At 54.9% G+C, this 15988-nt stretch carries 15 protein-coding genes; 5 read left to right on the forward strand and 10 right to left on the reverse strand.

What is annotated here, in order from left to right; translation table 11 throughout:
* Window positions 1-60: 60 nt before the first annotated feature.
* The 10 genes from ACR0MQ_RS16620 to tssA form a co-directional block, all read right to left on the reverse strand.
* The gene (locus ACR0MQ_RS16620; protein WP_170472003.1) at window positions 61-1296 is read right to left on the reverse strand and encodes a hypothetical protein; all 1236 of its coding nucleotides are present in this window, start codon (window positions 1294-1296) and stop codon (window positions 61-63) included.
* Between the two features lie 62 nt (window positions 1297-1358).
* The gene (tssH, locus tag ACR0MQ_RS16625; protein WP_480609482.1) at window positions 1359-4076 is read right to left on the reverse strand and encodes a type VI secretion system ATPase TssH; all 2718 of its coding nucleotides are present in this window, start codon (window positions 4074-4076) and stop codon (window positions 1359-1361) included.
* 2 nt (window positions 4077-4078) lie between these two features.
* A complete protein-coding gene (gene tssG, locus ACR0MQ_RS16630; protein ID WP_480609485.1) occupies window positions 4079-5149 on the reverse strand; it encodes a type VI secretion system baseplate subunit TssG in 1071 nt (356 codons plus the stop codon).
* Window positions 5113-6990, reverse strand: coding sequence for a type VI secretion system baseplate subunit TssF (gene tssF, locus ACR0MQ_RS16635; RefSeq protein WP_010443399.1), 1878 nt, complete (start codon window positions 6988-6990; stop codon window positions 5113-5115). Before tssF ends, tssG begins: the two co-directional genes overlap by 37 nt.
* A gap of 4 nt (window positions 6991-6994) precedes the next feature.
* A complete protein-coding gene (tssE, locus tag ACR0MQ_RS16640) occupies window positions 6995-7489 on the reverse strand; it encodes a type VI secretion system baseplate subunit TssE (protein WP_010443398.1) in 495 nt (164 codons plus the stop codon).
* Window positions 7482-8303 (reverse strand): type VI secretion system accessory protein TagJ, encoded by an 822-nt coding sequence (locus tag ACR0MQ_RS16645; protein WP_480609489.1) that lies wholly within the window; start codon window positions 8301-8303, stop codon window positions 7482-7484. The genes tssE and ACR0MQ_RS16645 overlap by 8 nt, the downstream gene beginning before the upstream one ends.
* An 85-nt stretch (window positions 8304-8388) precedes the next feature.
* Window positions 8389-8883: an Hcp family type VI secretion system effector gene (locus tag ACR0MQ_RS16650; RefSeq protein ID WP_010443396.1), complete on the reverse strand. Its 495-nt coding sequence runs from the start codon at window positions 8881-8883 to the stop codon at window positions 8389-8391.
* Between the two features lie 96 nt (window positions 8884-8979).
* Entirely contained in the window at window positions 8980-10476 is a 1497-nt protein-coding gene (gene tssC, locus ACR0MQ_RS16655) for a type VI secretion system contractile sheath large subunit (RefSeq protein WP_010443395.1), read from the reverse strand.
* 3 nt (window positions 10477-10479) lie between these two features.
* Window positions 10480-10995 carry a type VI secretion system contractile sheath small subunit gene (tssB, locus tag ACR0MQ_RS16660; RefSeq protein WP_010443394.1) on the reverse strand — a complete coding sequence of 172 codons (516 nt, stop codon included), beginning with the start codon at window positions 10993-10995 and terminating at the stop codon, window positions 10480-10482.
* Between the two features lie 70 nt (window positions 10996-11065).
* Window positions 11066-12103, reverse strand: coding sequence for a type VI secretion system protein TssA (tssA, locus tag ACR0MQ_RS16665; RefSeq protein ID WP_170775591.1), 1038 nt, complete (start codon window positions 12101-12103; stop codon window positions 11066-11068).
* 414 nt (window positions 12104-12517) lie between these two features.
* Between tssA and ACR0MQ_RS16670 the strand changes: the two genes are divergently transcribed.
* Genes ACR0MQ_RS16670 through ACR0MQ_RS16690 form a run of 5 tightly spaced genes read left to right on the forward strand, consistent with a single transcriptional unit; the run spans window position 12518 to window position 15783 of the window.
* Window positions 12518-12934, forward strand: coding sequence for a hypothetical protein (locus tag ACR0MQ_RS16670; protein WP_010443392.1), 417 nt, complete (start codon window positions 12518-12520; stop codon window positions 12932-12934).
* Window positions 12935-12937: 3 nt separating this feature from the next.
* Entirely contained in the window at window positions 12938-13558 is a 621-nt protein-coding gene (locus tag ACR0MQ_RS16675) for a MotA/TolQ/ExbB proton channel family protein (protein ID WP_170472021.1), read from the forward strand.
* Window positions 13559-13568: 10 nt separating this feature from the next.
* On the forward strand, window positions 13569-14003 hold the full coding sequence (locus ACR0MQ_RS16680) for an ExbD/TolR family protein (RefSeq protein ID WP_170775594.1): 435 nt from the start codon (window positions 13569-13571) through the stop codon (window positions 14001-14003).
* The gene (locus ACR0MQ_RS16685; RefSeq protein ID WP_170472026.1) at window positions 14000-14410 is read left to right on the forward strand and encodes an ExbD/TolR family protein; all 411 of its coding nucleotides are present in this window, start codon (window positions 14000-14002) and stop codon (window positions 14408-14410) included. The genes ACR0MQ_RS16680 and ACR0MQ_RS16685 overlap by 4 nt, the downstream gene beginning before the upstream one ends.
* The gene (locus ACR0MQ_RS16690; RefSeq protein WP_480609495.1) at window positions 14407-15783 is read left to right on the forward strand and encodes a hypothetical protein; all 1377 of its coding nucleotides are present in this window, start codon (window positions 14407-14409) and stop codon (window positions 15781-15783) included. Before ACR0MQ_RS16685 ends, ACR0MQ_RS16690 begins: the two co-directional genes overlap by 4 nt.
* The last annotated feature ends 205 nt before the right edge of the window (window positions 15784-15988 follow it).

Raw genomic sequence — 15988 nt, forward strand, 5'->3', positions numbered from 1 at the left:
CTCCTGTCGTCTAGCATCAGTTGGGCGCACAAGTGGCGCGCCCAACGTGTAAGGGTTCGATCAACCTACAGCGTCGCTGATGTTGTCGATCATACCTTTCACGGTCTTGATGTTGGTGAACATGTTCTTGGCTTCCGTCGCGATGGTTTTCTTATCCAACGCCTTGATCTTGTCGATGATCGCGGTGTCATCCACCTTCAGACCATTGCCTTCCATCAACGCGTTCATATCATTTAGGAAATTCTCGCGATCTTCCAGCTTCTTTGAAAGTTCACTGGCCGAGCGTTTGACGTTCATACATTCAGCGCCCAACTTGATCCCCTCTTTGAGGGTCTTGGAGCCTCTGGCCGCCTTCATCAATTTGTCTGCCGAAGCGCCCAGATCATCCACTTTATGACGTGTCTTCGTCGTATGTTCGCGGTATTTCTCGCGTGCCTTCTTTGCGTCCTCCGCCTTGCCTTTCACCGCTTTCGCTGCGAAATCCAGCATATTCTTGGCGATAGTCTTGGGGTCTTTGCCCTTTGTAACTTCCTCACCCATCGCAATAGCTTTGGCGGTGAATTTCTTAATCGCCTCCAACGGCTTTTTCGGCGAAATACCGGACGTATCCGTGATACCTTGTCGCTCGGCCGCCTGCATGATGACAGATTCACGCAACTTCATGTAATTCTGGATTGCCTTATACAGGTCCTTGCGCAGCTTTTCCTCACCCTTGAGCTGTTGCTGAAGCTCCTTGCCCAGAGAATACACTTGCTTGGCAATGGTCTTGTAGGCCATCGCATCTGCGCCCGAAGATGCCACCAACCTCGCGACTGCGCCACTGATCTTGATGACGCCCATGGTTACCTTCACCGTGGTTTTTATGCGCGCCTCTTTCAGCAGCTTGTCTTTGTTCGCTTCGTCTTTCAGCTTCTTTTCGATCGCCACCTTGGCCGCACCTTCGGCGGAGGCCATGGCATTCTTGATCGACTGATTGACACCCTGGATCAGCTTTTCCGCCTCGTCCTGGGATTTTTTCCCAGGCGTCTTCATCAACTCCCCGACTTTTTTGTCGAGCCGGACAGCCTCTTGAGTGATCGTCTTTTCGTAGTCGTCCAGCACCTTCATGCCGGCATCTTCCAGACGTTTCAGCGCGGTTGAGGGTACCGGTGCGGGCTTTTTCAGCTTACCCGATTTCGTGATCTCGAATTCTACATCAACCCGGTATTTTGGGATTTCGATGTATTCAAGCTTTGGCTTCGACCGGATCAGATCGACGACGTAAAACTTGTGCTTGGTAACTGTTGTCTTTGCCATCTTGGGACTCCTCCACTGGCGATAATCTATTGAGTTATGATCCGTCCGAATGGCGGCCTTTGTCAGTCAAACCCATAAGTGAATTCGCCGTCTGTGACCTCGATCACCACTTTTGAAACTTCGTGCCCTTCCATCATACGACGAAGGAACTCAGCCGAGATATCAGGCAGCATCGTATTGGTCACAATCGCGTCGATCATGCGGCCTCCGCTGTCCAATTCCTGGCAACGATTGACGATCTCTTCGACCACTGAGTCAGAGTATTCGAAGGGCACGCCATGTGCGTCCTGAACACGTTTTTTTATCCGGCCCAGTTGCAGTTTGGTGATCTCGCCCAACATTTCAGGGCTCAGCGGGTAGTAGGGGATCGTGACCAAACGTCCCAAAAGCGCGGGCGGGAAAACTTTGAGCAGCGGATCACGCAGCGCTTTGGCCATCCCCTCGGGGTCGGGCATCAAGTCGGGGTCCGCACACATATCCATGATCATCTCGGTCCCGACATTCGAAGTCAGCAGAATCAAAGTATTCTTGAAATCAATTACGCGACCCTCGCCATCTTCCATCACGCCCTTGTCGAAGACCTGAAAGAAAATTTCGTGTACATCAGGATGCGCCTTTTCGACCTCATCCAACAGAACTACCGAATACGGTTTGCGTCTTACCGCTTCGGTCAGCACACCGCCTTCGCCGTAGCCGACATAACCCGGAGGTGCCCCTTTCAAACTGCTGACGGTATGAGCTTCCTGATATTCGGACATGTTGATCGTAATGACGTTCTGTTCGCCACCATACAAAACCTCGGCCAGTGCCAGCGCGGTTTCCGTTTTGCCAACACCACTGGTACCTGCGAGCATGAACACACCGATCGGTTTGTTCGGATTGTCCAGTCCCGCACGGCTGGTTTGAACCCGCTTGGCGATCATCTTCATCGCATGGTCCTGACCGATCACACGCTTGGCCAGGCGCTCTTCGAGATTCAGGATGGTCTCGATTTCGTCTTTGACCATGCGGCCGACGGGGATACCTGTCCAATCACCGACGACGCTGGCCACCGCCTGATGATCGACGATGGGCAGGATCAGCGGGATATCGCCTTGTAACTTTTCCAGTTCTGCATTCTTGGCCTTCAATTCGGCCAGCAGTGCCTCTCGGTCAACGGGTTGCGTATCCGGGGCTTCATCGGTCGCGGCTTCACCCTCGGCTGTTCCAGTTCCTTCAACCTCCTGACCACCCTCGCGCAGCTTGGCACGCAGGTCGAGAATTTCTTCGACCACCTTTTTCTCTGCGTCCCAACGTCCAGTCAATTCTGCCAGTCGCGCTTCCTCAGCCACTTTCGCGGCATTCACCGCTTCGCGCCGCTCGGCTACGTCATATCCTGCTGTCTCATCCCGCTCGATGATCTCTAACTCGGTCGTCAATGCCTCGATCCGCCTTTGGCTATCGTCGACTTCCGCCGGAACCGCGTGCTGGGATACCGCAACGCGGGCACAGGCGGTGTCCAGAAGGCTGACTGATTTGTCGGGTAACTGACGCGCGGGGATGTAGCGAGCCGATAGCGTCACTGCCGCCTCGATCCCTTCGTCCAGAACTTGCACACGATGGTGTTTCTCCAGCATCGAGGCGATACCGCGCATCATCAGGACAGCTTTTGGAATATCTGGCTCTTCAACATGCACGACCTGAAAACGCCGGGTCAGGGCCGGGTCTTTCTCAATGTATTTCTTGTACTCAGCCCATGTAGTCGCGCCGATTGTACGCAATGTACCACGCGCGAGCGCTGGTTTCAGTAGGTTGGCCGCATCTCCTGTCCCTGCGGCTCCACCAGCACCAACCAATGTATGCGTTTCATCAACAAACATTACGATCGGCGTCGGGCTGGCCTGCACCTCGTCAATCACCTGACGCAGGCGGTTTTCGAACTCACCCTTCATCGAGGCCCCAGCCTGTAATAGACCCACATCCAACACCAGTAAGCGCACATCCTTCAATGCCGGTGGCACGTCACCACGTGCAATCCGCAGCGCAAACCCTTCAACCACCGCCGTTTTACCGACGCCAGCCTCACCAGTTAAAATCGGGTTGTTCTGACGGCGGCGCATTAACACATCGACGATCTGGCGGATTTCCTCATCGCGACCCACAATCGGATCGATCTCGCCGTTGCGCGCCTGTTCGGTCAGGTCAGTGCAGAACTGCTCCAACGCCTCACCTTTACCCATCGCGCCGGGTGCCATCGCACTGCTGGCCTCACCAGGTTCGGCCCCGCCCCCAACATTGGAACCATCCTGTGCGCCCAACGTATCCTCAGGAGAACCATCTGTGGCCTCGGCAAAGCTGTCGGCCAGATCATCCGCGCCTATCTTCGCAAGCTCGGGCGACATACTGCCCAGAATATTGCGCAGCGCGGGCGTCTTGAGCATGCCCAAAATCAGATAACCCGTGCGTACTTTGCTATCGGAGTACAAAAGCGACCCCCAGACCCAGCCGCGTTCCATCGCATCCATTAAGTGGTCGGAGAGGTCCGAGATCGAGGACGCCCCGCGCGGCAGCATATCCAGACTGCGGGTCAGTTCCGACGCGATCTTGCCCGGATCCAGATCATAGTGCTGGATGATCCGGTGAATGTCGCTGTCTTGGGCATTGAGGATTTGATGTAACCAATGCTGGATCTCGACATAAGGATTGCCCCGCATCTTGCAAAATACAGTGGCCCCTTCGATCGCTTGATAGCCCAGCTTGTTTAGCTTGCCGAAAAGCGAAACACGGCTGATTTCCGTCATATTCAATACCTCTCGTTGGGGGCCAGTTCTTTGGCCTCGAATTCTTGTGTCGTGTAGCCGGGGTACAGAATCAGATCATCTGCATCCGGTTGGGTTGTTTCCGCTTCATCGCGGCTTTTGATCCAGCTTGTGTGACCCAGCTGCGTCGTGCCGCCCAGCGATGCGCGGGGCACTTCGTCACCGGCCAGAACCAGATTGATCTCCCAATCCAGAGTGTCGCCGACATAGGTGCGTAGGATCGCCTCTAACCGCTGCTGCGACAGGCCGCCGGGAAGCAGGCGTTTGTAGTCTTCTAGTGAAACCGGCCCTATCCGGATTCGAAATTTGGCCGACCGAGACCAAACCCGGCTTCCGATGCTGGTTGACTGTCCCAGACGAGCAGGCCCACCCAGTTGCCAGGTATCATCGGGCTCAAGTTCCAACCAGGATCCTACAAATTGTTGGATGTGTGCCTCGACGCCGAAATAGTCGGACAGTATCGCGATTAGACCTTCAGCTGTCTTGGTGCCCGATCCCAGATGCCCGGCGAAAAATCGGCGTAGAATGTCCGACATCGCATCGCGATCTACGAACGACTGGCCTTTAAAACCGGCCAAAGCAGCCACCCGCTGTTCGAACGGATCATCCCCACGATCAAAGCTGGGTGCCGGTTCGGCTGCTGACCATGCGCGGTACAGCAAGCTCATCATTCGGTGCGTCAGCATGTCGGCAAAAGCGACAAAAGTAGGATCGCGGTGATTACGTTGCCGGTCGCGGGCGAATTCCGTCAAGTGCAACGGCAAAGGGCCTTGCGGGCCGAAGAATCCAAAGAATAGGTTGTTCAGCTTGCCGGGTGCGTTTTCTGACGCCGGTTCAAAACGGGTTAGAGTATTGGGAGGAAAGGCCAGCGACACATCCTGCCCCAACCGCACTTTGTCTTCGCGCGGACGGCGGGATTCGCCCAATCTCGGTGCATCGGAATAATGCGCCTCGATCACCCGAAGCGCCTGAAAGACATGATGCCTTTCAGGGTCTGCCGCCAGCGCGGCAAGCAGGCTCAAATGATCCTGCCCAGGCCGGCTGCTGGTCGCCATCTGGCAATCTCTCCTCGTCTTTCGGTTTTCAGAACGGTTTCCGTGAAACTGTTGATCGTCGTATATTTACGGAAGAACCGTTCAAGCACGGCACCCAGAACATATACGCTGGTGCCTTCGTAAAAGCTTTCATCAAACCCCAACGTGATCTCCAGACCGCGCACGGCTGTGCTGAGCACTTCGTCGCTCATCCGACGCACGATTGGGCGACTGGTAACAGACGCCACGCCTTCCAACTGTTTTTCGGTCACCCGATTTCCCAGAGGAGCATAGATCCCCAACAATTCGCGCAGCGCGCCTGCACCGCCTTCCGCGCCATCACCAGAGATCGAAAGATAGTTCAGACTCAAATGGCTGATTAATTTCCAGGCTGCATCCCCCTGAGCCAAAGTCGCATGAGGTCGAGTTGGGGTTACGGGTGTGCGTACCGATTTTACTGGCCCACCTTCTGGCAAATGGAACACATCTGTCCCTCCCGCCGCAAGCAGCATAGGAAGATCCCGGTTCGAGCACAGCGCCTCAACCGCCAACTGGTCAAGCGATCCGGGGTAAGGAGCCTGAGCCCGATCTACCAGCGTCAGATACACTTCAGAGCCCAGATAAGATGTGCGAACTCCGCGCAACCGTTCTTTTTCGTTCCGTTGCCGCATCCGACGCTTGACCGTGTAATAGGCCGAGTGGTTATCGCCCGCAGCTGTCAGATCGGTGTCGCTGTAGAACGGGCGGAAAGGAATGTCCCCTTCTTCATCGGACTGAATCCCAGTCACGCGATCAATCGAAAATATCTCATAATCCAAACCAGCTGTCCGGTTCGGCACAACATGGTGCTCGGTGTCCATTTGCGTGATATGAACCCGGTCACATCGGCGGTGAAACAGATTGACAGCCGGAACCGTGTTAAGCGCAAACGCCGCAGGCGTAACCGCCGGAGCGACATCGCGCATCCCGTCCTGCAGCAGGATATAGATATCAACATCACTGCCCGCCGACTGTTTCAAAGCCTGTTGCAAGCCGGTCAATTCGACAAACAGGAAACGTTCGGGCATTGCGAAATATTCCTGCAACAGACGATAGCCGTCAAAAGACTGGCGCGGCGTCGGCAGCAAAGCTTCTTCAGGCTCAAACCCTTTGGGGATAACATTTGCCTGGTTCAGGCGAACGGTCCAGTCTGCTCGCCGATCTGTCGACCGCCCGGTCAGGCCCACGCATTGAGTCGCCAGCAATTCATGAAGCGCCCATGCCTTGCCGCTCTGGGTGTCCAGATGCAGCACAAGATCGTCCAAACCCAGTTCTGTCATAGGTTCGCCGTCGGTGCGTCTCAAACGCAACCGGATGCCAGCCCGGGCGTCAGTTTCCTTGGCCACACCTGCTGCGACCAGTTCACCGCGCCCGTCAATGTATTCGGCTTCGGTAATCTCAATCGGCCACAGCGTCATGTCGGCCGAGGTCCTGAATTCACACGCGGTCTGCTCCCCTTCCGCCAAGTATGAACGCAACGTCGCACCACGTGGAATCGTATAGCCCTCTTTGAGGGCCGCATTGCCAACGTCCGGCTCAAACTGCGCAATCATCATGGATGGAGTCGGGGCCAGATAATGCGGATAGACTATTTCCAGAAGGTTCGACGTGAATGTCGGGAACTGCATTTCCAGTTCCAACTGCACGCGCGCCGCCAGAAAAGCGCTCCCCTCTAGCAGGCGTTCTACATAGGGATCGACAACTTCGATCCCTTCCATCCCCAGACGGGACGCGATCTTGGGATAAGCGGCAGCGAACTCCGCCCCCATTTCGCGAAGAAAGGCCAGTTCAGTTTCGTAGTGTTTGAGCAGGCGGGTATCCATCGCGCTAACTCCGCTCGATCGCGACTTCGCCGGTCGTAATATCAACGCGACTGCGCAGGTAGAGTTCCAGAGGCATCGGCTGAGCCCACATTACAGCGCGAATATCGTATTCTACATGCATTTCGCCCGATCCTTTTTCGGACCGCAAATCAACCGAGACCGAGCCCTTCATAATACGAGGTTCGAATACCTCGATCGAATCCGCGATAGAGCGTTGGATTCGCTGGGCTTGTCGCAGCGTTGAAAACGACCCCGAGCTTTCGCGGATGCCGTAATTCAGAACAGATTTCGACGCGTAGGGATAAGTATCTTCGTCAATCAGATCGGATTGATCTGTAGTATTGAGCAACAAGGACAGATCACGCTGAATGATTTCTCTCAGGCGGCCCACATCGATCACACGAGAGTCGCGCCCTTCCTTTTTCTGATCCGGCGCGTCGTCCGTCAGCCGATCCAGAAGCGAAGGCTGCAAGCGTTCGGCAAGGGTCTTCTCAGCCATCTCCCGCCGTTTCCCCGGCCCCGGCGGCCACGTTCATTACCAATTCGCGCACATCCAACAAAGCAATATCGGATTTGTCCGTGGTCAGTATGCGCTGACCCAGGCCGGTAAAGGTATCAGATCCCGCATCGACCCAACTTGTCGCGCGCGCCAACCGAGCAGCATCGTCTCCGTGTTCTGTCGTTCCCGGGTATCGGGTAGGGATCAACGCCGCAATTTCTCCACCACTGGCAACAGTCAAAGTGCAGGCCGTCCAGACGGCGTCACGCAGGTCGCTGGGTGGTTCGATTTCAAGTCGAGCAATCTGAGCAAACGGAAGCCAGAAATAGCGCCCGTTCACAATAATCTCCAGCACCGGACCCAGACGCATGTCGGCATCCGCGATCCATTCGAACGTTTCGCCATTCACAGTACCTGACGTTGCGGGGGCCGCGTCGAAGGCTTTCGCCCGCATCTCGGCAGCCTGTTCAAGGTTCCCACCCGCGGTCAGCTTCTGGGCTTCGATCAGATGCGCCAGCCATTCCTCGGGCTCGCCAAAGATCATCGGAGTTTTCTCGGCCGCAAAGACCTTTTCGCGATACACTTCGCAAATGATGGCCTCGCGATAGGTCTTGGCCATCATTGTGGCCGCCTCATCCATTTCCGCGCTCAGCTTCAGCTGAGTGATCGCGCGTTTCCAATCTCCCATGACGCAAAGTAATTGAAACAGGAAAATTCGTAGCTTTGCATCGGCTGGATTTGCGCGGATTTTATCTTGCAGCGCAGTTAGCGTGGCAGTCAGATCGCCTGTTCTTAGATGTTCTTCTGGCGTCATGAAGCCCTCGCGTCGTCAGGATGTTAAAAAAGGAAACAGCCTTGGCGGAAAATATACCGCCAAGGCCAATTTTTTTCTCCAAAAATCAGCTGACGTCGCCGGTTTCCAGATTCCACTTGAACTCGTTGCAGTCGCTGAGCTTGCCGGTTTTGAAATCGGCGATCTTGTACTTGATCGAGATGCCGCGATACGCAACGGTCCACTGTTCTGATGGGATCGATTCTTCGCCGCCAGACACAGAATAGCTGTCAACGATGGCATCACGCAGTGTGAAGATCAGATATGGCTCCATCCCTTTCTTTTCATCATCACCGGAACGGCACAGATGAATGGTCATCTCACCGTTGGACTTGCCCGAGGCAACGTAGGTCATGAGTTTTGCCGACGCTTTGCTAAGCTCGGTGCTCAGCGTGACTTTGCCAAAGTTTGCGTTCGCATAACCACGCTGCGTGGTACCCATGTCACCCATATCCAGGGTGCGCGCGACCTCCCAGCTGATCTCTTTACAAGCGATCCAATCGGTATGTTGTTTTTCCCTGGCCTCACCGGGGAAGTCCATCTTGATGAATACGTTTTCCATTTTACCTTCCTTCAAGGGCTAATGATGACACTGAGATATTCGAGGTTTGAAATGGCGGCAGTGAAGCACTTCACCCGCCGCCACTTTTTTTTCGGTTTAACCGGCTTTTTCCGACGGAAGTTTCGAAACTAGGCGCAGAGACACCGATAGCCCCTCAAGCTGGTAGTGTGGGCGTAAGAAAAACTTGGACGTGTAGTATCCGGGGTTCCCTTCTACGTCCTCAACAACAACCTCGGCGGAAGCCAGCGGTTTGCGCGCTTTCTCAGCTTCAGCAGATATATCAGCGTTGAAGTCAACATACTGGTTGATCCAGTCCTGCAACCAGGATTCCATATCCTGACGGCTTTTGAACGAACCAACTTTATCCCGCACCATGCATTTTAGGTAGTGAGCAAACCGACAGGTCGCAAACAGATATGGCAGACGAGCAGCCAGATTGGCGTTCGCAGTCGCGTCAGCATCATCATACTCGGCGGGTTTATGCAGCGATTGCGCACCGATGAAGGTGGCAGCGTCGCTGTTTTTGCGGTGGATCAACGGCATCATGCCATTCTTGGCCAGTTCCGCTTCGCGCCGGTCCGAAATCGCAATCTCGGTTGGGCATTTCATGTCAACGCCACCGTCGTCGGTCGGGAAGGTGTGCGCTGGCAGGCCCTCAACGGTACCGCCGCTTTCCACACCGCGGATCCGCGAGCACCAACCATATTCCTTGAAAGACCGATTGATGTTTACCGCCATGCCATAGGCCGCATTCACCCAGCTATAGCTGTCGCTATTCGCACCGGTGGTGTCTTCCTCAAAGGCGAACTCCTCGACCGGTTCGGTTTTGGAACCATAAGGCAGACGCCCCAAGAAGCGCGGCATGGCCAGGCCCACATATTTGGAATCTTCACTTTCACGCAGAGACCGCCAAGCAGCATATTCCGGGGTCTGGAAGATCTTGGTCAGGTCGCGCGGGTTAGCCAATTCTGACCAGCTGTCCATCTGGAACAGGCTGGGCTTGGCACCGGTGATAAGCGGCGCATGGGCAGCAGCGGCAATCTTCGACATTTCACCCAACAGTTCGATATCCTGCGGGCTGTGATCGAAATGATAGTCTGCAACCAATGAGCCATAAGGCTCACCACCAAACTGGCCAAACTCTTCTTCATAGAGCTTCTTGAAGATCGGCGATTGATCCCACGCGGTACCTTTAAACTTGCGCAAAGTTTTGTGCATGTCCTTTTTCGAGATGTTCATCACGCGGATTTTCAGCATCTCGTCGGTTTCGGTGTTGTTCACTAGATAGTGCAGACCGCGCCACGCGCTTTCCATCTGCTGGAAATCGGCATGGTGCAAGATCAGGTTAACCTGTTCGGTCAGCTTCTTGTCGATCTCAGCAATGATGCCTTCGATCGAGCGCAGCGCATCGTCCGAAATAAGGCCGGTATTGGCCAGGGCCTGTTCGGCCAGTGTTTTAACTGCGCTTTCAACGGCTGTCTTGGCCTGGTCCGATTTCGGGCGAAATTCCTTGGTCAGCAGAGCTTCGAACTCGGATGATCCAAATGCGGTTGCGCCTTCGGCGGCTTCTACCTTGGCTTCTTCATCGGCCATCTTTTACTCCTCCTCAGCAGCGTCGTTGCCCGGCTTGGGCTGGGCTGCCAGTGTCTTTAGCAGGCTGGGATCCTGCATAATTTTTGAAATCAGATCCTCGGCCCCGGTTTTGCCATCCATATAGGTCATGAGGTTGGACAATTGTGTGCGCGCATCCAGCAGCTCTTTCAGCGGTTCGACCTTGGCCGCGATCGCGGCCGGGCTGAAATCATCCATGCTTTCAAAGGTGATATCTACCGCCAGATTGCCTTCGCCTGTCAGGGTGTTGGGCACCGTGAACGCAGCGCGCGGCGCCATCGATTTCATCCGGTCGTCGAAATTGTCAACATCAATTTCCAGGAATTTCCGGTCCGCAACGGCGGGCTGCTCGACCTCGGATTTGCCAGCCAGATCGCTCATGACGCCCATGACAAACGGCAGCTGTACTTTCTTCTCGGCTCCATAAAGCTCGACATCATATTCGATCTGAACTCTCGGAGCCCTGTTCCGGGCTATGAATTTTTGTGAACTGTCAGCCATCTGTTGCTCCTCGACTCATCCGTCAGCTTTTTGTTTCGATCCACGTTCCAGCGCCATCGCCGGAAACGTATCAAAATCCATCGTCATCATCATCTTTCAATCCGCCGATCTGGCGCACTTCGTCCAGACCCTCTTTGGCCATATCTTCGATAATCGTCATAAAATCTGCATTCACAAGCCGCTTTGCCCGTTCCAACAAAATCGGTAGCGGGCTGGAAGGTTCGCAGCGCGCATAATAATCCATAATGCGTTCCAACATTCGTGTAACGTCTTCGGGCGAGTTGACCGCACCACCGCCTGTAGGCGCAGCAGCCGGACCTGATCCTGATTTAGCCGCTGGTGCATCCATTTCGTCCACGTCATCATCTGCGGCGTCACCGACATCAGCGTAACGGGACAACGCCTGCATGATGCTCTTCAATGCGTCAATCAAAGGGTCCAGATTCGGGCCTTCTCCCGGCGTTTTGTCGGCAAAGACAGCATCGATAGAGTTTACATTCTCAAGCGCTGATGCAACCGCTTCCGCGTTGGCGGAAAGTGTTTCTTCATCAGTATCCTTGAAAGCGGCGGCAACGCTGTTTTCGTCCGGGATGTCGTCCAGATCGGCTGGCATGTTTATACGGCCATCGACAACATCCAGATGACGTAGGGTGATGCGTCCGAAAGTTCGGCTTTCCGTCAAGCCAGTGCGACGTAGCGCTCGTACCATACGTTCAGTCGAGGCCAGACCACGCACCGCGTTGATCCGCATCGTCGCGTCGCCATCATCTTCGTCCAACTCAGGGTGACAAGTATCCCAGTATTCATCCAGCAGAGATCTGACGTAATTTATCGAAGCTGAAAATTCAGTAAGACCCTTTGTATGCAAAACCGCTTCGGCCAGGTAGATCGCGGCGCGCAAATCATGGCTCTGTTCCATAACCGCTAGCGCTTTGGCCTCGACATCAGCCCAATCTTGTTCTTCAGCGGCGACGACCTCGTCGCCCATCTGACGTTCTTCCCCTGGCTGAGCCGCGATCTCAAGATCAGTAAATGCCGGATCATATTCCAGGTTTTCACCGCTTGGCTGATCTTCGCTTCTAGGCTCCAGATAAGATGATAGTTCCATACTCTCCCCAATAACGTGGCGGTTGTCTGCCGCTTGTCCGTTTGTTGGCACCGCTTAACGTGATATTCCCGACAACCGATATGAACTACTTCACACGATGACAAAGCTTGCAAACATTTCGCGTTTTATGCGCAGTCATTGTTATGAATCAGCCCCATACCAGGCCCAAAGTCAAACCTAATAAATACGTTTTTTTTACGACATGGTTTGGCCGCTACGCCGATAAGGCACGCTTTTTTCGTTTCGCAGACGAAGTTAGATGCCGAGGACTAAAATTTCCTCTTCTCGCATGCAGTCCGATGCTGCAATTATCATGGAAGGTCCGAACCCGATCGAACGGACCCTGGCACACCGTCTTCACAGACGACGCCTGCGGACGACTAGGAGAAATCGGCAATCGAGAACGGGAATAAAATGAAAACAGGGATATTTGCAGTCATTGCGCTGACACTTGCAGCCATGATGGCGCAGGCTGACGAAGGTAAACTGTCCATTGAGTTGAACAAGTTTGAAACTGGCGAGGCTGGGGGCTGCCGCGCTTTCTTTTTGTTTCGCAACCAGACCGGTAACAGCTTTGAAGAATTTGAAATGTCACTGGCGATCCTCGACGGCGACGGAGTGATCGATCGCTTGCTGTCCATCGACGCAGCCCCCCTACCGGTACAACGGACCGTTCTAAAGCTCTTTGAGATTCCCGAGATTGATTGCTCAGATATTTCCGAGGTGCTTTTACACGACCTGCCCGCGTGCAAACCTCAGAACGAAAACCCTGTGGATTGCTTCCCGCTATTAGCGTTGGACAGCAAGACAACAGCGAATCTGGCGCAATAAGCAATGCCGGGGTTGGAAAATCTGGGCACCGGAGGCCCAATCATCGTCCTTCTTGGCCTACTGTCCTTGCTGTCGCTGACAGTGATCGTGGTCAAGGTTATCAGGCTCGCGCCGGTACGCGCTGGAGGGCCCGCTCGGGACGCGGCATTTGTCCAATGGTCGGTCGGAGACAAAAAATCTGCGCAACAGGCCGTCGCCGCAGGTAAATCACCGGCGGACCGTGTTTGTGCCTATGCCATGCAAGCGCTTATCGATGGCTTCAAAGGACCTGCCCTGATGGCCGAGCTGACGCGTCGCGGCAATCAGGAATTCGCCGTAATGAACAGCTGGATTCGCGTTTTAGAATTGATCGCCATGATCTCACCTTTGCTGGGGCTTTTAGGCACGGTGACCGGAATGATTCAGTCGTTTCAGGAATTGGAGCTGGCGCAGGGTGCGGCTAACGCCTCGGTCCTGGCGGGTGGTATCTGGCAGGCGCTGTTGACGACCGCTGCCGGGTTGTTGGTCGCCATTCCAGCTGCCATTGGCGCCTCTTTGCTGTCCGGACGTGCCGAAGCAGGGGCGCAGTCCATAGAGAACGCTGTTGGCAATCTGATGGTGCTTGAGGAGCGCGGCGCGCATTAAGGAAGCTTCGATGTACAGCGATATCAGCCTGAACAGACGCAAGCCGACCCGGCCATTGATCTCTCTGGTTCCGATGATCGACGTAATGTTGATCCTGCTGGTGTTCTTCATGGTCACGTCGACTTATCTGAACCTAGACATGATTCCGGCGCTGGCACAGTCCAACCGCCCGGTCCCCTCGCAGGCAGCCAAAACCGAAACTGTATCCGAAACACTGCTTATTCGCATCGGAACAGACGGTTCCCCCTTTCATCAAGGTAAGGATTTCACCCGGGACGAACTAATCAGCTTGCTGACAGTCCGCCTTAATCGGAACCCTGCGCTTCAGGTCATCATCCTGCCGACCGGAGGTGCTCGACTACAGTCGCTTGTAACTGTCATGGATATTGTCACAAGCGCTGGGGCCGTGAACATGCGCGTGGTCCGACTGGAGGCCCGCCAGTGAGGATATCTCGCCCTGCTCGTCGCCATCACCCCGAGACGATCATCGCCCTGATCGATGTGGTGTTCTTCCTGCTGGTCTTTTTTATGTTGATCGGCCGCATGGACGCCACTGCGCCGTTTGATGTAACCCCACCAACGGCCCTGACCGGGGCGGACATGCCAGCGGGAGGCATCACGTTATCCGTAGCGGCCGATGGGACGATGGCGCTAGACGGCGAAGAGGTATTTCTGCAAGACATTGATCAGCGCATTCAGTCCCAACTGGAGGCCGATCCAGACATTCTGATCCGGATCAACGCGCATCGCGACGCTGCATTACGCGACATCCTGCCCCGGATCGCCCAATTCGAGGCGATGGGTGCACGCGACGTAGTTCTGGTGGTGACACCTCCGGGGCCTGCACGGTGATCAAGGGGCCGTTCATATGGGGGGTTGGGTTAGTCTGCTCGCTTGCCCTTCATGTCGGCGGCGCTCTGGCCCTGATTTGGAGTGTTGAGCCAGACCCGGTGACGAAGCAGCCCGTGCCCGAGACCCGGATGCAATTGTCCGCCCATCAGGTCAAACAAAGCGAGGCTATCGAAGCACGACCGGAAGTCGAGGCTGCGCCGACAACGGATGCAATTGGGGCGCAGCTGGATCAAAGCGCGATACATCAATCGACCGCAGCTTCGAAGCAACTCCCACAGCAGACGCTTGCGGCAACCCAGGCGAAACCGGATGCTCTGGCACCGCTTGAAAATTTGGCCAAGCCGATACAGCAAGTCACCGGCGCGCCTCAGCCCTTACAAGCCGCAGCAGTGTCACCATCTCGGTTGGTCCCAGCTACTTTGCAGGCGAATCCGATCCTTTCAAGCTCACCGCAAGAGCAGGCTTTGCCCCCCAAACCTCCAAAACAGGAACTGGCCCAGCCTGTGAGACCCCAACCCGTCGCCCTAAAGCAGACAGTCCCTGATATCCCTTCCACCAACGCGTCCGAGGTGTTTTCAACCACGGGCAATGAACCGATCGACCCTGTCTCTCTGGCGGCGATCCAGAGTTTCATGCGACCCGAAGACGCCGGGAATAGCGCTCAGAATCTGCGGGATGGAATCGATGGGCTGCTGGCGCAAATCCCGTGTGCGCGGTTGCAAGTTCAATTTCAACCCGACACCAACACATTGCAGGTCATCGGTCATATCCCCGAAGACGGATTGCGCAATCCTGTACTGACAGCCCTTCAGGCACAAATGGGAAACAACATACGGGTTGACGACAAGCTTCACATCCTACCTCGCCCACAATGTGGTGCGCTCAGTGGCATCGCGGATGTCGGATTGCCGCAATCTACAGATCAAATCACCAATCCGCTTCTCATCGGAAAGTACATTCATGCGCGCGAATTTCACTATGTTAAAGGACAGCAGCTGATATTGGACCTGACCGGGGCGGATTACGACGCTTTCGTCTATGTCGATTATTTCGATGCCGAAGGTCAGGTGATCCACCTCAGGCCAAACGTGTCAACTCCAATGGCGCCGACGCCTGCAAAGGCTGCTTTGCAGATCGGCGCAGCGGAACCGGGTGACGCAGGCCTCTTTGTTACGATAGGGCCACCTTATGGGCAGGAAATAGCTGTCGCCTTCGCAGCGTCGGAACCGCTGTATCAAGACGATCGACCGTTGGTTGAACCTGCCGAGGGATATCTGAATTTCCTGAAATCACGAATTGCCGAAGCACGCAAAAGCAACCCGAACTTCAAAGGAGAATGGGTTTACTTCTTCATCACTACGACCGAGCGGTAGACATCGTCTTTTTCCATAAGAGTTAGTTGAGGCACACATCGATGGATACGTTTCGTATCAGCCACAAACCTATGCCTTGGCAGGTGCGCGGATACTCGTTTTCACCGCAAAGCACGGATCTGTTCGCACGGCAAGATTGCAACATAACTTCTGATGTGATGCAGATTACAGTCTGGGCCTAGGTTGTGTGGCAAACAACAATGGA

The organism is Ruegeria sp. AN6 (assembly GCF_056540425.1).